This window comes from Simplicispira psychrophila DSM 11588, assembly GCF_000688255.1.
Classification (GTDB): domain Bacteria; phylum Pseudomonadota; class Gammaproteobacteria; order Burkholderiales; family Burkholderiaceae_C; genus Simplicispira; species Simplicispira psychrophila.
Window position 1 is genome coordinate 232186 of sequence record NZ_JHYS01000005.1, and the last position, 20170, is coordinate 252355.

Consider the following 20170-nt stretch of genomic DNA (forward strand, 5'->3'; position numbering starts at 1 on the left):
CTGACTAGAGTGTTGCTGAATGTGCTTTGTTTTTCATCTGAAGAAAAGCGAGGCCATCGCCACGCCACTGACAGGCGTGCTGCAAAAAAGCATTTCCCCCCAAAAAAAGGAGCATCCACATGGCCAGCCACCCACAACTTGTGTCCGCGTTTTACTTGGCCTATTACGGCCGCCCGGCCGATGCTGGTGGCATGGCCTATTGGGCACAGCAGCTGCAGCTTGCCGGTGGCAATCTGAGTTACATCGCCGATGTATTTGCCAATTCAGCCGAATCGACAGCCAATTTTGGCGGACTGAGCACGCCCCAGCACATCGCCCTGCTGTACCAGCACTTGCTGAATCGCCCGCCTGAACCCGCGGGTGCGGCGTACTGGCTCGGCGAGGTTGACGCTGGGCGCATCACTATGGCCCAAATGGCCATCAGCATTCACCAAGGTGCATTGGGCTCAGATGCCAACACCGTGGCCGTGCGCCAGCAGTTGGCCGATCAATTTACCGCTGCACTGCCTGCCAACGGCGCGGGCTACAGCGGGAAAGCGGCGACTGAGGCGGCTCGCCTCATCATCCAAGCCGCCAACGCCGACACCAGTGCGGCGGACGTTGCCGCCCTAGCCTTGGCCGGCGTGGCGCTGGCGGCCAGCGCGATGGCCCATCCGACCATCATCACTGCGCTGCGCGGCAGCAGCGGCCAGCTGACGGATCTGTTGGGCACGCCAGCGGGCGGGGCCAACCCGCTGGCTTTGGTGCAATTGCTCAACACCATTGTCGGGACGGCGGCGGGCAACGGCGCAGCGCTGACCACGCTGCTGGGAATGGGTACGCTGACCGAAGCGCTCACTACCCTGCGTCCCGGCGTGACGCTGACCGAACTGGACAGCGCCATTGCCTCGGGCGGCTTTGGTGATGGTGCCGTCGTGATTAATCCTGGTGGCGATTCTGGTGGTGGTGGCGGTGGCGGTGGCGGTGGCGATTCTGGTGGTGGCGGCGGCCCCGCGCCCGACACCACGCCCCCAGCCGCACCCAGCGCGCTGGACTTGGCCGCAGCCGACGACACCGGCGCATCAAGCACCGACCACATCACCCAAAACACCACCGCCTTGACCATCACCGGCACGGCAGAGGCCGGTGCTACCGTCAAGCTGTACGACACCGACGGCACCACCGTGCTGGGCACGGGCACCGCTACGGGCGGCAGTTTCAGCATTGACGTGACCTTGACCGAGGGCGTGCACAGCCTCACCGCCAAGGCCACCGATGCCGCCAATAACACCAGCACCGCCTCCACGGCGCTGGCGGTGACGGTGGACACCACCGCGCCGACTGGCAGCGTCACGGCGGCCACCGTCATGGTCGGCGACAGCGTCACCACCGCGCAAAGCAGCGAAGCGGGCAGCACGCTGTATTTGGTCAAGTCGGATGCCAGCGTGACCGACCGCGCCTCGCTCGAAGCGCTGGTGACCGCTGGCACCGCCACCAAAGCTACGGCCAGCGCTGCCGACACCGCCACCGCGCTGGCCACCACCGGCTTGGACACGGGGAATTACCAAGTCATTGCCGTGGACGTCGCCGGCAACGTCAGCACCGCTTCTACGGGCGTGATTACGCTGGCTCCTTCTTTCATCGTCACCGTTTCTGACGCGGGGCGGGTCAGCTTCAGCGGTACGGCGCAAGATTTCATCACTTTCACCATGCTGAACGATGTTGCTACTTTTGCGTGTGGTGGCGTAGAGGCGGCGCAAACGGTGGATTTTTCTAGCGCCGCCACCGCTAAAACCATCGTGGTGGCGGCTGGGCAGGCACTGCAGGCCAAAGGTGCTGACATCAGTGGCAAGGCGGTCAGTGGGGAAGGCACCGTATGGGTGCTGCTGGGAGCGGCGACCGACCTCTCAAAATTTGCCCCAGAGCTGCAAGTCGCCGCTTTTGTCGCCAGCAGCATGGACATCTCCAGCAACATCTCTTTGGGTGGCGTGAAGGCCTATTCGGTGTTTTCTGATGCATCGCAAGCCGCACCCACGCTGACCTTGACGGCGGCGCAGGCCTCGGGCGTGGTCATCGGTGGCGACGGCAATGTGGCCATCACCGGCTCGGACGGCGTGCAGACGCTGGATATTCAAACCTACAACAGCAACGCCACCACCAGCATCACGGCGGGCAAGGGCGGAGACCTCATCAAATTGGATGAAGGCAGCAGCCACGACACCCTGTATGTCAAAACGAATGGCAGCGTCTCTGACTCCTACGCCTTGCAAGCGGACGACAGCAACATGGATGTCATCACCGGCTTCGATACGGCGCATGACAAGCTGGCCTTGCCCAGCGGTGCGGCCGTGGTGAATGACAACAGCATCTGGAGCGACACGGGCAGTAACGGTCTCCTGACCGTTGAAGGCACCTCCAACGGCATCGTCAGCTTTGGCGGTAGCGCAGCAATCGGTGCCAGCGCTTGGGAGAGGGTCAGCGCCGTGCTCACGGCCGCTGGCAGCCAAACATTCACCACCGCCGTCGTCCACGGCACCGACACCTACGTCATCCAGACCGACGGCACCGCCGGCGCGCAGACCAGCGACATCGTGGTCAAGTTGCAAGGCACACAGGCGAGCGATCTTGCGTTTGTTGACGCGCCCGCTATCGCCGACACCACCGCCCCGACCATCACCAGCGTGGCCGTGCCGGCCAATGCCGCCTACAAGCTGGGCGAGACGCTGACCTTCACGCTCAACACCGACGAGGCGGTCACCGTCAGCGGCACGCCCCAACTGGCGCTGACCATTGGTAGCACCACCGTGCAGGCCGACTACGTCTCCGGCAGCGGCAGCAAGGCCTTGGTGTTTAGCTATACCGTGGAGGCCGGTCAAGCCTATACCGACGGCATCACGGTGGGCGCGCTGGCCTTGAATGGCGGCACGCTCCAAGATGCGGCGGGCAACACCTTGGTGCTGACGCTTCCTAACATGGACGCGACTACCGGTGTTCTGGTCGATGGCGTGGTGCCTACGCTCACTTCCAGCCTGCCGGCAGACAACGCCGGCGAGGTGGCCGTGGGCGCTAATCTGGTGCTGACCTTCAGCGAAAACGTCAAAGTCGGCAGCGGCAACATCGTCATCAAGCAGGTGTCTGACAACAGCGTGGTGGCAACGATGGCCGTGGGGGATGCACAAGTCAGCATTGCCAACAACGTGATCACCATCAACCCCACGGCCGATTTGGCAGCAGGCACCGCTTATTACGTCGAAATTGCCGCCACCGCCTTCACCGACTTGGCCGGCAACGCCTATGCGGGCATCGGCGGTAATACAGCGCTGAACTTCACCACGGCGGCGGCTGGTTTGGTGGTGAACAAAGATACCCAAAACATCTTCTTGGCTTTTCTAGGTTACCCAGGAACCAACGCCAGTGTCGATGCCACCGGCATGAGCGCTGCGCAGTTGGCCGAGGTAGCGACGAATATCGGCAAAGTCAAAGCCGATGGCATCACCGGCACGTTTACCGTGAGCAGCGACGTGGTTGCAGGAGTCATCACCAGCCTGCTGGGCAAAACAGCCGGTACCGCCACGGTGACGGTGGCGAGCACGGGCATGGATGCAGCGGCACTCACCGCCGTGGGCGGCGCTATGGCGAAGGTGGATGTGCTCAATTTGGGCCTTAACCAAGTTGTCACGGCAGACGCGGCGCAGGTCACTGGCAACACGCTAGCGGTTAACGCGGGATTCGGCCAGCTCTTTCTTAATGGCACCAGCGATGCTGACTCCATCAACTTGACCAACGTCACGACGGCCAGCGCTGCCGCCGTCGTCACCGGTCTGGGCGGTGCTGACACCATCCAGCTGGGTGCCGGCACCTTTGTGCTGAATTACACCGGTACGGACGATGGCGGCACCACCGGCGACGTGGTGACCGGCTTCGATTCAGCGGAGCATGCCATCTACATCACGGGCAGCTTGAAGGATGCGCTGGGGGGCATCACCGGCGAAGTTGTTGCCTCCACTGGCGGCGTCAATTTTGCACAAGCAAGTATCGCTATTGGCACGGTCTTAGCAGCCGCAAACCGCGATGTGTGGGGGGGAGAGGTTGCGGTATCGGCTGCCAACCTGACGAATAAAGACATGGTCGCTAAGCTGCTGCGTGGAGGATTCCCTAACTTCCAAGGAGGAGGGGCACCTGTTGCCAACAGCAAGATATTTGCCGTACAAGCCAGTGACTTTGACCAGACAGGAAAATTTGGCGTCTATGTCTGGACGGATACGACCGTTGATATGGTTCAGGTTAATCCTGAGGAACTCAAAATCCTCGGCATTTTCACCGGCACCTTTGGCGCAGGCGAAATCGTGATTGCCTGATTGGTGAGGTCAGCAAATCTGTAGCGCGCCACGGGTGCCGTAAACCCCCCGCTTTTCCAGCAAAAGCGGGGTTTTTTATGCCAAAACGGTCTCTAGCCCAATGAATACGTGCGCTAGCAGCTATGGTTTAAATAGCGAATGCGCGCTGCGTGCAGGGGACTCAATCTCGCCGCGCCCGCCCCAGCAGCGCCGCCAGCACCACCGCCACCCCCAGCAACCACAGCGGCCACAAACCAAAGCGCGCCACCCACCAGCCATACGGCGTGGGTGCGCCGCTGCGCCCTTGCACGCTGCCGGTGAGCACGCCGCGCCGGCCATGTTCGTAGTGCGCAGTGACCTGGCCTTGGTGGTCGATGATGGCGCTGGCGCCGGTGTTGGTGGCGCGCACCATCGGGCGCTCAAATTCGAGCGTGCGCATCCGGCTAATTTGCAGGTGCTGGTCAATCGCCAGCGAGTTGCCAAACCAAGCAATGTTGCTCAAGTTGACAAACACCGTCGGCGCGTTAGCGGGGTCGGCAAAGCGGGCGCCGAGTTCTTCGCCAAACAGGTCTTCATAGCAAATGTTGGGCGCCAAGCGCTCGCCGCGCCAAACAAACGGCGGCTGCACCAGTGCGCCGCGGCTGAAATCGCCCAGCGGGATGTTCATCAGCTCGGTAAACCAGCGAAAAAATGGCGGGATGAACTCACCAAACGGCACCAGATGGTGCTTGTCGTAGCGGTACGCTGCACGCTCTCCGGGCTTCCAGCCGAGCACCGAGTTGGTGTAGCCCAGCCCCAAGTCGCCTAGCGGAATGCCCACCAAAGCGGCCTGCGCGCCGCGGGTGTATTGGTCTTCAATCACCTGCAGATAGCCGGGCGGCAGTTGCTGGGGCAACAGAGCGATAGCGGTTTCGGGCGCCACCACCAGTTGCGCCGTGGCGTTGCGCAGTTGGTCGCTGTACCACTGCAGGGCCATGGGTACGCCGCTACCAGGCTGAAATTTTTCATCTTGCGGAATGCTGCCTTGCAGCAGCGCCAGCGTCAGGGGCGCAGTGGCGGGCAGACTGGGTGCAGCGATAGCGCGCTCGCGCTGCCAGGACAGCGCCGTCAGCGTGACCAGGACGGCCGCCGCCAGCGCCCAAGCGCGCAGGTTGCGCAGGTCGCTGGGGCGCCATTGGGCCAGCAGCATCGCCAGCGCGGCAGCCGCGGCGGCAATGCCATACACGCCGATGCTGCGCGCCAGCACCGCCAGGGGGCCTTCGACATGGGCATAACCGCCCGCACCCCACGGGAAACCGGTCCACCACACGCCTCGGGCCAATTCGGCCAGCAACCACAGCGCAGCAAAAACCAGAGCAGCCAGCGCACGCTGGCTGGGCGCTAGCGCACTAAAAATCCCTAAAGCGGCGGCGTAATACAGCGCTAAAAATCCAGCCAGACCGAGCACCGCTGCCACCGCCAGGGGCGAGGCCAAGCCGCCATAGGTGTGCATGGAAATGAACAGCCACCAGAACGTCCCGGCCAGCCAGGTCGTTGCAAACACCCAACCCAACCCGGCGGCACGGCGCCACGGCGTACCGGGGCGCACCAGCCAGGCCAGCGTCAGCAGCGAGGCCAGTTGCAACCACCACTGCGGCGCGCCGCTGCCGGGCAGCGCCAGTGACGCCGCCTGCGCCAGTCCGGCCAGCAGGGCCAGCGGCCAATGCCAGGGCGCCGCCGCGCGCGGCCGTGCCGCAGTCCAGAAAGGGTGCAGGGAGGGGGTGGAATACAGAGTGCGGGATTCCCGCCAGGGCGCTGGAGCCGACGCCATCAAGTTGCGCCGGCCTCGGGTGGCGCTGCCGACACCTTGAACCAGCGCACCGCGCCGCCCTTGGTGTGCAGCACAACAAAATTCAGTCCGCACAACGGCAGGTGCTCGCCACGCTTGGGCACATGGCCCATTTCATGCGCGATGAGGCCACCGATGGTGTCGAAGGTTTCATCCGCATCGCTGCCGGCGATGGGCACGCCAAAGGCCTCCGCCACGCGCTCGACCGGGGTGTCGCCGCTGACGCGATAGGTGTGGTCGGCCAGGGCAAAGATGTCGCCCTCTTCCTCGCCAATGTCAAATTCGTCTTCGATCTCGCCGACGATTTCTTCCAGCACGTCCTCGATCGTCGCCAGGCCGGCGACGCGGCCAAACTCGTCGATGACGATGGCCAGATGGTTGCGGTTGCTGCGAAAGTCGCGCAGCAGATCGTTCAGTCCCTTGGACTCGGGCACAAACACCGCTGGGCGCAGCAGCGCGCGGATATTCAGCTCGGGCGCACGCTGCAGCTTGAGAAAGTCTTTGGCCAGCAGGATGCCGATGATGTTTTCGCGTTCCCCCTGGTACACCGGAAAGCGCGAGTGCGCGGTGTTGATGATCAGGTGCAGCAATTGCTCAAACGGCGCATCGATGTTGATGGTGTCCATGCGCGTGGCGGCCACCATGACATCGCCCACGGTCAGGCTGGCCATGCGGATCACGCGCTCGAGCATGATGCGCGACTCGGCGCTGATGACCTGGTTGTCTTCAGCGCTGGCCAGAATGGCAATGAGCTCTTCGTGCGAGTCCGGACCGGGGTGGATGAACTCGGCAATTTTTTGCAGAAAACTGCGCTTGTCTTCTTTTTCAAAAAAACGCGCGGGATGGGGATCGGACACAGCCTTGGAGTGCAGGACGTGCGGTAGTGAAACAAGGCCCCTAGGATACTGGATTGTGGTGTCCACACTCCCAGAGGCCCGCCCGCAGAACCGGCTTTTAGCTGCGCGCCGAACGTGCGCCGGTGCGCAGGGCCTGCATCCGGGCCAGAAAGTCCCAGAACTGCTTGGCCTGGTGCTTGATGCGGTAGTCGATTTCAGCGAATTGGTGCTCAATGATGGCCGCCATGCGCGTATCCAGATTGGCCGGAGGCAGCTGCAGAAAGGCCTCGGATTCGGCGCCATCGCGCTGGACGACAGCACCGGCTTTGCGCGCAATTTTCAGCATGGCGGTGTTTTCTGACAGCGCGTGGATGAACATCATGTCCACGCCTTCATTGCGCGCATGGATCACGGCGCGCTCGAACAGGCGCCCACCGTAACCGCGCCCGCGTGCTTGTTTCAGCACCGAGACACCAAATTCGGCGCACTGGTGGTGCTCAGGGTCGGTGGCAAACGCCACATGCGCCATGGCAATCAACTCCAAGCGACGGTTGTAAATGCCAAAAATTTCGTCGCGCTCGAAGTCCAGCTGGGCGACGTAGCGGCTGATTTGTTCGTCGCTGGCTTTGTAGCCAAAACGCAGGTAGCGGTCGGAATCGTCCAGCGCCAGCAAGTGCGCGGCAATGCGCTCGCGGTACGCCGGACCGAGCGAGCGGATAGGTACCACCACCGGGGCTCTGACAGAGACAGGAGGAGGAGGGGGGGGAGCATCACCGTCAACGCGGTCACTCACCGGGTGTAGCAGATCAATGCCAGCGTCCCAGGATGCTTTGAGCCAGTCTTTGGTTGCAGTCATGTAAACCAATGTAGGTCTTTTTTTTCAACTCTCCAAGCATTATTTGTTGCGCTGCAACAAATTCCTCAGCATTGGTGATTTTTTCTATTAAATCAAATACTTATACTGATTGCCGAGTGTTGTAGTACCACCAAACAGGGTTAAATCACCGCCCCTGCTAGCGCAATTCCTCTTGGGGTTGGCCGGGTGAAGGGTCAAAATTTCGGCTCACTCCCCAGGAGACACCATGAATGCAGTTTTCTCGTCCACCACCAGCCCAGACGCCTGCGCCTGGGACAATCCCATGGGCACCGATGGTTTTGAATTCATCGAATACGCCGCCCCCGACCCGGTTGCCATGGGCCGGGCTTTTGTCGCCATGGGCTTCACGCCGGTGGCGCGGCACCGGCACAAGAACGTCACGCTGTACCGCCAAGGCAGCATCAACTTCATCATCAACGCCGAGCCCGACAGCTTTGCCCAGCGCTTTGCCCGCCTGCACGGCCCCAGCGTGTGCGCGATTGCGTTTCGGGTGCACGACGCCAAGGCGGCCTACGAGCGCGCCATCACGCTCGGTGCCTGGGGCTACGCCGGCAAGGCCGGGCCGGGCGAACTGAACATTCCGGCCATCAAGGGCATTGGCGACAGCCTGATCTACTTGGTGGACCGCTGGCGCGGCAAGGGCGGCGCGCAGCCGGGCGATATCGGCAACATCGGCTTTTACGACGTGGACTTTGAGGCCCTGCCCGGTCTGAGCGCCGCAGCAGCGCTGGCGCCGCCGGGCCACGGCCTGACCTACATCGACCACCTGACGCACAACGTGCACCGCGGCCGCATGGGCGAGTGGGCCAGCTTTTACGAGCGCCTGTTCAATTTCCGCGAGGTCAAATACTTCGACATCGAGGGCCAGGTCACGGGCGTCAAAAGCAAGGCCATGACCAGCCCCTGCGGCAAGATCCGCATTCCGATCAACGAGGAAGGCAAAGAAAAAGCCGGCCAGATCCAGGAATATTTGGACCTGTACGGCGGCGAGGGCATCCAGCACATCGCCATGGGCTCGGACGACCTGTATGCCACGGTGGACGCACTGCGCGCCAGCGGTGTGCGCCTGCTCGACACCATCGACACCTACTACGAACTGGTGAACCAGCGCATTCCGGGCCACGGCGAGCCGCTGGCCGAACTGCAGCAGCGCAAAATTTTGATCGACGGCGTGGCTGGCAAGCTGCTGCTGCAAATCTTCAGTGAAAACCAGCTCGGGCCGATCTTCTTCGAGTTCATCCAGCGCAAGGGCGACGACGGCTTTGGCAATGGCAACTTCAAGGCGCTGTTTGAAAGTATCGAACTCGACCAGATGCGCCGCGGCGTGCTGCAAGCGCCGGCAACCGCGAAGGCGGCCGGCGAAGCGGTTTGATTAGCACTATTAATTAAATAGCATGTAGCGCTTATTACATCAGCGCTACAGCCATTTTTTACTGCTATTCAGTCGCGCTGCAGTATCTCTAGGCAGGTGCTGATCAGCGGCGCATGGCTGGCCATCTGCACATGCGCCACGCCGGGCAGAAAGCGCGCTTCGGCGCCGGGCAGCAGCCCGGTGCTGGCCGGAAACACCAGGTTGTCGCAGTTCGAATACCAGCAGGTGAACAGCGCCGCCCGCTTTGGCGGCTCGCTGCGCTGTAGTTCGCGCAGCCAGTCACTGGCGCGGCGCATCTGCTGGCCGTTAGCCGCCTGGCTGTAGCGCGCCAGCTCGGTGCCGCCATGCGGTGTGCCCAGGGTGATGACGCGGTGTACGCGCGCCTCGGCGTGGCTGGCTTGGTACGCGCGCAACCAGGCGCGCGCCGCCATGCCGCCCATGCTGTGGCAAATCAGCACCGGCGCCTGGCCGGTGGCCTGGGTGACACGCTGCACGGCGTCCTCGATCAGCGACACGTAGTCGTCTATCGGCCCCAGCACCGGCTCCAGGTTGACCGCGACAAAGGCATGGCCGCGCGCGCGCAGCGGCTCCAGCCACGGCAGCCATACGCCGCGGTTGCACAACAGGCCATGCACCAGCACCACCCCGCGCACGCTGCTGCGCTGGCCCGGCGTGGCACTGGTCGGCAGCCAGTCGGGCACGGCACGGCTGCGAAACGGCTGGCGCCAGCCAAACACACACAGCATGGCTCCCCATTCGGCTGCGCCAGCGCGCCACAACTGCAGGGCGCTGGCGCGCGGCACCGGGTCGCTGCGGTTGGCGCGCTGCATCAGAAAAAACTGCAGCCCCAGCATCAGCGGCAGCATCAGCCAGGTCAGCCCCGCACCCGCCAACGCCACCACCGGCGACAGCGGCCAAGCCCACAGCAGCCACCCGGCCGTGCCCAGGAGCGTGCTCAAAATCCAGAATTTTTGTATGCGGGCAATCATGGGGTGCTGCTATGGTGAAAAACCCATTGTGCAATCCCCCTGCTCCCGACCCTGAAGAGATTCTCCCGCCATGGACGCTGCCGACACCATCCGCCAATGCCTTGCCGACGTCACCCGCCTACGCGCGCACTGCGCTGGCAACCCGGCGCTGAACCAGGCCGTGGCCGAGATCAAGGCGCTGCAAGCGCGCCGCTTTGCCGGCACCTATGCCGACCTGATGCGCAACCCGGACGTGGCGCCGGCGACGCGCTTCTTTCTCAACGAGCTGTACAGCCCACACGACTTTAGCCAGCGCGACGACCAGTTTGGCCGCATTGCCGGCACCCTGCAGACGGTGTTTCCCCCGGCCGTCGTGGACACCGCTGTGGCGCTGGCGCAACTGCACGCGCTCACCGAGCGGCTCGACCATGCCGCGGGCTGCGCCTGGCTGGCCGAGGCCGGCACGTTGCACCCGGCAGCACGCTACCTGCGCGCTTGGCGCAGCGTCGGCGAGCGCAGCGGGCGCACGCAACAGCTGACCAGCGTGCTGGCCATCGGCCAAGACTTGGCACGGCTGACGCGCACCCCTGGCCTGCGCACCCTGCTGCGCCTGATGCGTCGGCCAGCGCGCTTGGCTGGCCTGGCCACGCTGCAGTCTTTTCTGGAGACGGGGTTTGACACCTTTGGTGCCCTGGCACGCCAGGACGGCGCCGTCGAAGGCTTTTTGCGCACCGTGCAAGAGCGCGAGACACAGCTCATCGCACTGTGGTTCGACGGCGCGCCTGTCGCCTGTGAGACTGAAATCGCCCGCACCCTGGGAGAAGCCCGGTAACCCTCTTGGCCGGGGCGCTTGAACAATCTGGGCCAAACCCAAAACCCACTTTGACTCTTCCTCAGGCCCCCATGGACAAAATCTGGTTGAACCACTACCCCGCAGGCATTCCGCACAGCGTCGCGCCGGAGCAATACCGCTCCGTCGCCCACCTGCTCGAAGAGGCCATGCAAAAGCACGCGGCCAACCCGTTTTCGGTGTGCATGGAGCGCTGGATGAGCTATGGCGAACTGGAGCGCGAATCGGCCGCTTTAGGCGCCTGGCTGCAGGCGCAGGGACTGGAGCCGGGCGCGCGCGTGGCCATCATGCTGCCCAATATTCCGCAGTTCGCCGTCACCATGGCCGCCGTGCTGCGCGCCGGCTACACCTGCGTCAACGTCAACCCGCTGTACACACCGCGCGAACTGGCGCACCAGCTGAAAGACTCGGGCGCCACGGTCATCGTCATTCTTGAAAACTTTGCCCACACCCTGACCGGCATTCTGGACAGCAGCCCCATAAAGCATGTGGTGATGGCATCGATGGGCGACTTGCTCGGCTTTGCCTACGGCCACTGGATCAATTTTGCCGTGCGCCACATCGCCAAAATGGTGCCGGAATACGACTTGCCGATGACCGGTGGGCGCCAACTGACACCGTTCAGAAAAGCGTTGACCTTGGGCGCGCAGCGCAAGCTCACACCCAGCAGCGCCACCCTCGACTCGATCGCCTTTTTGCAATACACCGGCGGCACCACCGGCCTGTCCAAAGGCGCGGTGCTGACGCACCGCAACATCATTGCCGCCACGTTGCAGGCACAGGCTTGGTTCGCACCAGCGCTGGCCAGGGTGGGCGATGTCGCCAAAGTCAACAGCATTGCCGCGTTGCCGCTGTACCACATTTTTGCGCTGACGCTGTGCTTGCTGACCATCCGCCAAGGCTCGCACTTGACGCTGATTCCCAACCCGCGCGACATCCCCAAGTTTGTCGAGGTGCTGAAAAAACGCCCATTCCACATGCTGCCCGCCGTCAACACGCTGTTCAACGCGCTGCTGCAAAACGAGCAGTTTCGGGCGCTGGACTTTTCGCCGCTGTGCTTGTCGCAGGCCGGCGGCATGGCCGCCTCCGAGGGCACGGCGCGCGAGTGGCACCAACTCACCGGCAACGCCATGATTGAAGGCTGGGGCATGAGCGAAACCTGCGCCATCGGCACCAACAACCCGGTCGGCAACAGCAGCTTCAACGGCAGCATCGGCCTGCCGCTGCCGGGCATCGACATTGCCATCAAGGACGACGAAGGCCAAGACGTGGCGCAAGGTCTGTCGGGCGAAATTTGCGTGCGCGGCCCCAACGTCACGCCCGGCTATTACCGCCAGCCGGTAGAAAACGCCAGCGCCTTCACCGCCGACGGCTACCTGCGCACCGGCGACATCGGCGTGATGGACGCGCAGGGCTACACCCGCATCATCGACCGCAAAAAAGACATGATTCTGGTCAGCGGCTTCAACGTTTTTCCGAACGATATCGAGAACACCATTTCGCTGTGCCCCGGCGTGCTGGAATGCGCCGCCATTGGTGTGGCCGACGAGAAGCAGGGCGAAGCCATCAAGGTGTTCATCGTGCGCAGTAACCCCGCGCTGACCGAGCAGGACATCCGGCGTTACTGCCACGACAACATGACCGGCTATAAATGCCCCAAGCACATCGAGTTCCGCGATGACCTGCCCAAAACCAACGTTGGCAAGGTGCTGCGGCGCCAACTGCGCACCACCGCAGAAGCCGCAACCTGAACTTTTACTACTTTATTCATAGCACATGACGCACGCCCCGCAAGCCTTACCGCCCGAAATCACTGTATTGGAGCGCGGCTGGCTGTCGGCCAACAACATCGTCTTTCGGGGCGCGCATTCGGGCACGGCGGTGGTCGATACCGGCTACTGCACCCACGCCGAGCAAAGCGTGGCGCTGATTGGCGCGGCGCTGCACGGGCGCCCGCTGGAGCGCATCCTCAACACCCATTTGCACAGCGACCACTGCGGTGGCAACGCCGCCTTGCAAGCGGCTTGGCCGGGCGTGCATACCGCTGTGCCACCCGGCCACCTCGCCCAAGTGCGTGACTGGGACGCCGACGCGCTGGGCTACCGCCCCACCGGCCAGCAATGCCCGCCGTTTCGCGCCGACGCTGCGCTCCTGCCCGGCACCGAAGTGCTGCTGGGCGACCGCCCGTGGCAAGTGCACGCTGCGCCGGGGCACGACCCGCACTCCATCGTGCTGTTCGAGCCGCAAGATGCGCTGTTGATCTCCGCCGATGCACTGTGGGAAAACGGCTTTGGCGTGGTGTTCCCCGAACTGGAAGGCGAGGACGCTTTTGCCGAAGTGAGCGCCACGCTGGACTTGATTGAGCGCCTGGCCCCGCGCACCGTCCTCCCCGGCCACGGCGCGATTTTTTACGATGCGCCGCGCGCTTTGGACGCCGCCCGCCGCCGCCTGGACGGCTTTGCCCGCGACCCGGCCAAACACGCGCTGCACGCGGCCAAGGTGCTGCTGAAATACAAACTGCTGGAGTGGCAGCAAATCACGCTGGAAGAATTACAAGCTTGGGCCGTGGCCACGCCGTACTTTGCACTGCTGCACACGCGCTACTTTGCGAACGTGAATTTTCTGCCCTGGCTGCACAGCTTGGTCGATAGCTTGGTGCGCTCTGGCGCCGCTGCGCGCGCAGGTGATGTGCTGCACAACGTCTGATTTGATGCGGATTTAGCTCAATATTTGAGTGCTTTAGGCATCTAGCCCTTTAAATACCTGCGGTTTTAGCTATAAATTTAATAGCAATCAAGGACTGCAACGTCACTGCCGTGCGCCCGGCCATGAAACATCAGAAAACCCCAAAATCCACTGTCGGGCGGTAGACTGGAACTGTCTTTAAGTCCCAGCGCACCAGCAGCGACCCGCCGCTACGAGAGGTTTTGCATGAAGCACGGCAACAAGAGCAAAAAATCGCTCTCAGCCCCCAGCGCTACAGCCCCGGCCCCTTCAGCACCTTTGGCCCCCAACTCGATCGCTTCGGTGGCGCCTTCCCCTGCCCCCTTCCCGATTGTCGGCATCGGTGCCTCCGCCGGTGGCTTGGCGGCGTTTGAGGCTTTCTTTTCCGGCATGCCCGCCGAGCGCGATCCGGACATGGCCTTTGTGCTGGTGCAGCACCTTGCGCCCGACCACAAAAGCATCCTGGCCGACCTGATTCGCCGCTATACCCGTATGCAGGTGTTTGAGGTCGAAGACGGCGTGGTGGTGCAACCCAATTGCGCCTACATCATTCCGCCCAACTACGACATGGCCTTGTTGCAAGGCGCGCTGCACCTGCTGGAGCCGGTCGCGGCGCGCGGGCACCGACTGCCGATTGACTATTTGTTCCAGTCGCTCGCCAAAGACCAGCGCGAGCTGGCGATTGGCATCGTGCTCTCGGGCACCGGCAGCGATGGCACGCTGGGGGTGCGCGCCATCAAAGACGCCGGTGGCATGGTGATGGCACAAAGCACCGAGTCCAGCGAGTTTGACGGTATGCCCCACAGCGCCATTGCTACCGGGCTGGTGGACTACCAGCTGGCGCCACAAGAGATGCCCGCGCAAATCATGGCCTATGCGGCGCATGTCTTTGGCCGGCTGCCGGCCTCGGGCGAGCCCACCGCGCCCAACGTGCAAAGCGCCCTGAAGAAGATCTTTGTGCTGCTGCGTGCCCATACCGGGCACGATTTTTCGCAGTACAAACCCAGCACGACTTACCGGCGCATCGAGCGGCGCATGGCGGTGCACCACGTAGAAAGCATCGACGCATACGTCAAATATTTGCAGCAAACGCTGCCTGAAATCGATGCCTTGTTTGGCGACCTGTTGATTGGCGTGACCAACTTCTTTCGCGACCCCCAAGCCTTTGCCGTTCTGGAAAACGACATCCTCCCCCAGCTGTTTGCGGCCAAGTCTGAAAGCCACATCCTGCGCGTCTGGTCGGCCGGCTGCTCGACCGGCGAAGAAGCCTATTCACTCGCCATCCTGCTGGCCGAATGCATGGACACCCTCAAGCAAAGCTACGCCGTGCAAGTGTTTGCCACCGACATCGACAGCCGCGCCATTGCCAGCGCACGCTTGGGTTTGTTTCCGGCCAGCATTGCGGCCGACATGAGCGCCGAGCGGCTGGCCCGGTTTTTTACCCTGGAGCCCGGCGGCCAGTGCTACCGCATCCAAAAGCGTATTCGCGACCTGCTGGTGTTCTCTGAGCAAGACCTGATCAAAGACCCGCCGTTTTCCAAGCTCGACCTGATCTGCTGCCGCAACCTGTTGATCTATCTGGATACCAACCTGCAAAAAAAGCTGATCCCGCTGTTTCACTACGCGCTCAACCCGGGCGGCATGCTATTTTTGGGCAGTTCCGAGGACGTGGGCGAGTTTGACAATTTGTTTGCGGTGCTAGACCGCAAGGCCAAGCTGTACCAGCGCAAGGAAGATCTGCAGGGCTTGCAGCGCAACTCCCTGGTTCGCCTCATGCCCGCGCTGGCCACGGGCGATGCAGCGCTGCCCCAGCGCGACCTGCGCAAAGTGGCCTTTGCCACCCAACTAACACTGCGCCAACTGGTGGAGCAGTCGCTGCTGCGCCTGGTGGCGCCCGCCAGCGTGTTGGTGAATGCTGGCGGCGACATCGTTTACCTGCACGGGCGCACCGGGATGTACCTGGAGCCCGCTGCCGGTGAAGCCGGCGTGCAAAACATCCTCAAAATGGCCCGCAAAGGCCTAGGCACTGCCCTGTCCACCAGCCTGCACCAGGCGGTGGCGACACAAGCGCCCAGCACGGCGCCCCTTGTCCGGGTCAAAACCAATGGGCACTACACGCTGGTCAACGTCAGCGTGCATCCGCTGCCGACCCCGTCCGCCGATAGCGCCGACGGGCATCTCGCCCGCCTGTACCTGGTGCTGCTGCAAGACGCCCCCGAGCCGGCCCAGGAGCCTGTGGCAGCAGTCGCTGACGCTGACGCCAGCGTGCACACCGATTCCGACCTGAACGCCCGCATCCATGCGCTCACGCAAGAACTGCGCAGCAAAGACGAATACCTGAAAAGCACGCGTGAAGAGTTGGAGAGCTCCAACGAAGAGCTCAAGTCCAGCAACGAGGAGATGCAATCTGTCAATGAGGAGTTGCAAAGCACCAATGAAGAACTGGAAACGTCGAAAGAAGAGTTGCAGTCGATCAACGAAGAACTGAGCACGGTCAACAGCGAGTTGCAAACCAAGGTGACCGACCTCTCGCGCGCCAACAACGACATGAACAATCTGCTGGCCGACACCGGCATTGGCACCGTGTTTGTGGACTTTCAGTTGCGCATCCTGCGTTTTACGCCGGCGGCCAGCACCATCATCAATCTGATCGCCTCCGACGTCGGCCGCCCCGTGGCGCACATCGTCGCCAACCTGGTCGGCTACACCAGCCTGGTGGACGACATCCGCTCGGTGCTCGACACGCTGAGGCCGGTGCAGCACGAAGTCAAAACCCCCGAGGGGCAGTGCTACACCCTGCGTATCCAGCCCTACCGCACCCTGGACAACGTGATCGAGGGCGCAGTGATCACTTTTGTGGACATTACCGAGCTGGTGCACACACGCGAGGCCCTGCGCAAGGTCAACGACGAAGTGCGCCTGCTGGGGCGCGACGCGCGCGACGCCATCACCGTACAAGACCTCAGCGGGCGCACGCTGGCCTGGAACCCGGGTGCCGTGCGCCTGTATGGCTGGAGCGAAGATCAGGCGCTGCAAATGAATGTGTGTGAGCGCATCCCGGAGGACTTGAGGGCCGGAACCATGGAGGTGCTGGAGAGCCTGAGCCACAACGAAGTTTTGCAGCCCTACCTGACCCAGCGGCTCACGGCCAGCGGTGAGGTCATGGAGGTGTCCATCGTCTCCACCGCCTTGCTCGATGACAGCGGCAAGATGTACGCCGTGGTCACCACCGAGCGGGCCAAGCCCAAGGCTGCGGCTGGAGCGCAGCCATGAGCATTTCCATCCCGCCAGAGGACAAAGCCCTCAGGACGAGCGTGCATACACTGCGCTCGCAGGCCGAAAGACGGATAAACCGCAAGGCTGATTTGACCCTGGAGGCGGTGCGCGCCCTGACACCGCAACAGACCCAGTTGTTGCTCCATGAATTGCATGTGCACCAGATTGAGCTGGAGACGCAAAACGAAGAATTGCGCCAGTCCAAAGATGCCCTGGACGCCTCGCGGGCGCGCTATATCGAGCTGTCTATATCGAGCTGTACGACCTGGCCCCGGTGGGCTACTGCAATGTGAACGAGGCTGGGCTGATCGTTGAAGCCAACCTGACACTGGCGACGCTGCTGGGCGTGGCGCGCAGCGTGCTGATGCGGCAAGCGCCCTTCTCGCGCTGGGTGCTGCCAGAGGACCAGGACATCTGGTACCTGCTGCACCGAGAGCTGCTGTCCGGCGGTGCGCCGCAAACCGGCGAACTGCGCATGCGTCTGCACCAGAACGCTGCCCCGCTCAGTGGCCCAGCCGCATTCCTGTGGGTACAACTGGCCGTGACGGTGGCACCCAGCGCAGCGGGCGAGCCCATACTGCACCTGGCCATCAGCGACATCTCCGCGCGCAAACAGTCTGAGGCCAAACTCCAGCTCGCGGCCAGTGTCTTTGACCATGCCCGCGAAGGCATCTTCATCACCGACCCGCGCGGCACCATTCTGGACGTCAACGCCTCCTTCACCCGCATTACCGGCTACAGCCGCGAAGAGGCCATCGGCCAGAACCCGCGCCTGCTCCAGTCCGACCTGCAGCAGTCAGCGCTGCATGCCGCCCTGTGGCGTGCCTTGACCACACAGGGCCACTGGAGCGGGGAAATCTGGAACCAGCGCAAAAACGGCGAGTTGTACGCCCACCTGCAAACCGTCAGCGCCGTGCGCGATGCCCACGGCACAACCCAGCAATATGTAGCGCTGTTCTCGGACAACACCACCCTCAAGGCACACCAAAGCCACCTGGAACACATGGCGCACTTTGATGCACTGACCCATCTGCCCAACCGCCTGTTGCTGGCCGACCGGCTGCAACAGGCGATGGCCCATGCGCAGCGGCGCGGCGACCAACTGGCCGTGGTGTACCTCGATCTGGATGGCTTCAAGGCCGTGAATGACCGCTATGGACATGGCGTGGGCGACCAGTTGCTGATTGCCATAGCCAACGCCATGAAAGGCGCGCTGCGCGAAGGCGACACGCTGGCACGCATCGGTGGCGACGAGTTTGTCGCGGTGCTGGTGGAGCTGGAGGGCGCCGAGAGTTGCGTTCCCCTGCTGGCACGCCTTCTGCAAGCCGCCGCTGCGCCGGTAGTACTGGGCGCTCTCACGCTCCAATGCACGGCCAGCATGGGCGTGAGCTTTTATCCCCAGGAGCTGGAGATGGAAGCCGATCAGCTGTTGCGCCAAGCCGACCAGGCCATGTACCAGGCCAAGCTGGCGGGGAAGAACCGCTACCACGTCTTCGATACAGCACACGACAGCCACCTGCGCGGCCACCACGCCAGCCTGAAGCGGATTCGCCTAGCGCTGGCGCAACGCGAATTTGTGCTGCACTACCAGCCCAAGGTGAATATGCGCAGCGGCCGCATCATCGGGGCCGAGGCACTGATCCGCTGGCAACACCCGAGCCAAGGGCTGCTGGCACCGAACATCTTCCTGCCGTCGATAGAAAACCACCCGCTGGCGCTAAAGGTGGGCGAATGGGTGATTGACACGGCGCTGGCCCAGATAGAGACCTGGCAAGCCGCCGGGCTGGACTTGCCGGTGAGCGTCAATATCAGCGCCTACCAGTTGCAGCACCCCAAATTTTTTGAGCACCTCCAAGCCATCCTTGCCAAGCACCCGCAAGTCAACCCGGCCAAGCTGAGGCTAGAGGTGCTGGAGACCAGCGCGCTGGCCGACATGGCGCAGATATCGCAGCTGATCGAGGCGTGCCGACAAATCGGCGTGCAATTTGCGCTGGACGACTTTGGCACCGGCTACTCGTCACTTATCTACTTGAAAAATCTGCGCGTAGCCCAACTCAAAATCGACCAAAGCTTTGTGCGCAACATGCTGGAAGACCCCAACGACATGGCCATTTTGAAAGGCGTCATCGGGATGGCCGCCGCCTTCAAACGCGAGGTGATTGCCGAGGGCGTGGAGACGGAGGCGCATGGCATTGCGCTGCTGCAACTGGGCTGCGAACTGGCGCAGGGCAACGGCATTGCACCGTCCATGCCCGGCAGCCAATTGCCCTCCTGGGCCGCCTCTTGGCGCCCCCATGCCGCTTGGTGCACGCAGGCCAAGGCCGGTTGATTCAGCGCCCATGCATGAGGCGCGCGCTGGCCTCTGGCGGCCTGGCGAAATTTCACACCCAGATGCAATCGCTGGTGCAGACAGGCACCGGAATACAAAACTGGTATCGCCCGCTCTGTCCACAACGCAACTCCCAATGGCATTGAACGTTGCAAGGGTTCCAGACGCCGCCCCGCCCGCCCCCCGTAGTCGTCGTCGTGCTGGCGGGGGATCGTGCTGCTGCGGGCGCTGATGCGTGCAACCCATGCGGCGCGTGCGAACAGGAACATTTTTCTTGGAGCGTGATGACCGCTTCAGAGCGGGCAAGCGCCGCAGTCCCGGCTTTGACGCGAACCAGGTATTGGTCGCACTCTTTGGCCACTTCAAGGATGGATGATTCCGCCACTGTCACGCAGTGGCCGGGCCCCATCGACAGGCTGATGTAGCCGGCTTCGGCGGGGACGGGCAGACCCATCAGCCAAAACGACTCGCCCTCACTGATCTTCTCCGTTTGACATCCTCACCGCCCTAAAGGACGGTGATTCCTGCTGCCAGACGGCGATGTCCCGCCGCGAGAATGTTCTTGGCTGCATTCGTGTCCCGGTCGTGTGCCGTGCCACATTCGCTGCAAGTCCATTCTCTTATTCCAAGTCCTGCTCTACCTTTCGGACTGCTGGCGGGAATAACTGCGCAGCACGAACAAGTTTGGGTTGTATAGCTTTCGCCCACTACCTCAAAGACAACACCGGCCTGATGGCTCTTGTATTCCAACATTGTCTTTAGCATGGCCCAGCCCGCGTCCAGCGTGCTCTTGG

General features: G+C 62.8%; 13 protein-coding genes. 8 read left to right on the forward strand and 5 right to left on the reverse strand.

What is annotated here, in order from left to right; translation table 11 throughout:
• Positions 1–119 precede the first annotated feature (119 nt).
• Entirely contained in the window at positions 120–4337 is a 4218-nt protein-coding gene (locus Q390_RS19090) for an Ig-like domain-containing protein (protein WP_051603115.1), read from the forward strand.
• A 160-nt stretch (positions 4338–4497) separates the two neighbouring features.
• On the opposite strand, the gene lnt is transcribed toward Q390_RS19090, so the two are convergent.
• The 3 genes from lnt to Q390_RS0107645 all read right to left on the reverse strand — a co-directional run bounded on the left by lnt (position 4498) and on the right by Q390_RS0107645 (position 7836).
• Positions 4498–6219, reverse strand: coding sequence for an apolipoprotein N-acyltransferase (gene lnt / locus Q390_RS0107635; protein ID WP_245606878.1), 1722 nt, complete (start codon positions 6217–6219; stop codon positions 4498–4500).
• On the reverse strand, positions 6126–7001 hold the full coding sequence (locus tag Q390_RS0107640; RefSeq protein WP_027995525.1) for a CorC family transporter: 876 nt from the start codon (positions 6999–7001) through the stop codon (positions 6126–6128). Before Q390_RS0107640 ends, lnt begins: the two co-directional genes overlap by 94 nt.
• Before the next feature lie 97 nt (positions 7002–7098).
• The gene (locus tag Q390_RS0107645) at positions 7099–7836 is read right to left on the reverse strand and encodes a GNAT family N-acetyltransferase (protein WP_027995526.1); all 738 of its coding nucleotides are present in this window, start codon (positions 7834–7836) and stop codon (positions 7099–7101) included.
• A 226-nt stretch (positions 7837–8062) separates the two neighbouring features.
• Here Q390_RS0107645 and hppD point away from each other — a divergent pair, with 226 nt between their 5' ends.
• Positions 8063–9229: a 4-hydroxyphenylpyruvate dioxygenase gene (gene hppD / locus Q390_RS17925; RefSeq protein ID WP_051603116.1), complete on the forward strand. Its 1167-nt coding sequence runs from the start codon at positions 8063–8065 to the stop codon at positions 9227–9229.
• A gap of 68 nt (positions 9230–9297) precedes the next feature.
• Here the strand turns inward: hppD and Q390_RS0107655 are convergent, their stop codons facing one another.
• Positions 9298–10218: an esterase/lipase family protein gene (locus tag Q390_RS0107655; RefSeq protein WP_027995527.1), complete on the reverse strand. Its 921-nt coding sequence runs from the start codon at positions 10216–10218 to the stop codon at positions 9298–9300.
• A 70-nt stretch (positions 10219–10288) separates the two neighbouring features.
• On the opposite strand from Q390_RS0107655, the gene Q390_RS0107660 reads away from it, so the two are divergent.
• The 6 genes from Q390_RS0107660 (at position 10289) to Q390_RS17940 (ending at position 19376) form a co-directional block, all read left to right on the forward strand.
• Positions 10289–11029 carry an FFLEELY motif protein gene (locus Q390_RS0107660; RefSeq protein ID WP_027995528.1) on the forward strand — a complete coding sequence of 247 codons (741 nt, stop codon included), beginning with the start codon at positions 10289–10291 and terminating at the stop codon, positions 11027–11029.
• Between the two features lie 71 nt (positions 11030–11100).
• Complete coding sequence (locus Q390_RS0107665) at positions 11101–12798, forward strand: AMP-binding protein (RefSeq protein WP_027995529.1); 1698 nt, start codon at positions 11101–11103, stop codon at positions 12796–12798.
• 25 nt (positions 12799–12823) lie between these two features.
• Entirely contained in the window at positions 12824–13753 is a 930-nt protein-coding gene (locus Q390_RS0107670) for an MBL fold metallo-hydrolase (protein WP_027995530.1), read from the forward strand.
• Between the two features lie 225 nt (positions 13754–13978).
• Positions 13979–17044, forward strand: coding sequence for a chemotaxis protein CheB (locus Q390_RS17930; protein WP_084153818.1), 3066 nt, complete (start codon positions 13979–13981; stop codon positions 17042–17044).
• Positions 17041–17340 (forward strand): hypothetical protein, encoded by a 300-nt coding sequence (locus Q390_RS19095; RefSeq protein WP_027995531.1) that lies wholly within the window; start codon positions 17041–17043, stop codon positions 17338–17340. The genes Q390_RS17930 and Q390_RS19095 overlap by 4 nt, the downstream gene beginning before the upstream one ends.
• Positions 17322–19376, forward strand: a complete 2055-nt coding sequence (locus tag Q390_RS17940) for a putative bifunctional diguanylate cyclase/phosphodiesterase (RefSeq protein ID WP_245606879.1) — start codon at positions 17322–17324, stop codon at positions 19374–19376. The genes Q390_RS19095 and Q390_RS17940 overlap by 19 nt, the downstream gene beginning before the upstream one ends.
• Before the next feature lie 507 nt (positions 19377–19883).
• Here the strand turns inward: Q390_RS17940 and Q390_RS19430 are convergent.
• On the reverse strand, positions 19884–20170 hold a 287-nt coding region (locus tag Q390_RS19430; RefSeq protein ID WP_084153819.1), incomplete at its 5' end, for an RNA-guided endonuclease InsQ/TnpB family protein.

Bases quoted from the DNA above. Each gene is read 5' to 3' on its own strand.
- Q390_RS19090 (WP_051603115.1), top strand. From the start codon at position 120: ATGGCCAGCCACCCACAACTTGTGTCCGCGTTTTACTTGGCCTATTAC.
- Q390_RS0107645 (WP_027995526.1), bottom strand. From the start codon at position 7,836: ATGACTGCAACCAAAGACTGGCTCAAAGCATCCTGGGACGCTGGCATT.
- hppD (WP_051603116.1), top strand. From the start codon at position 8,063: ATGAATGCAGTTTTCTCGTCCACCACCAGCCCAGACGCCTGCGCCTGG.
- Q390_RS0107655 (WP_027995527.1), bottom strand. From the start codon at position 10,218: ATGATTGCCCGCATACAAAAATTCTGGATTTTGAGCACGCTCCTGGGC.
- Q390_RS0107660 (WP_027995528.1), top strand. From the start codon at position 10,289: ATGGACGCTGCCGACACCATCCGCCAATGCCTTGCCGACGTCACCCGC.
- Q390_RS0107665 (WP_027995529.1), top strand. From the start codon at position 11,101: ATGGACAAAATCTGGTTGAACCACTACCCCGCAGGCATTCCGCACAGC.
- Q390_RS0107670 (WP_027995530.1), top strand. From the start codon at position 12,824: ATGACGCACGCCCCGCAAGCCTTACCGCCCGAAATCACTGTATTGGAG.
- Q390_RS17930 (WP_084153818.1), top strand. From the start codon at position 13,979: ATGAAGCACGGCAACAAGAGCAAAAAATCGCTCTCAGCCCCCAGCGCT.
- Q390_RS19095 (WP_027995531.1), top strand. From the start codon at position 17,041: ATGAGCATTTCCATCCCGCCAGAGGACAAAGCCCTCAGGACGAGCGTG.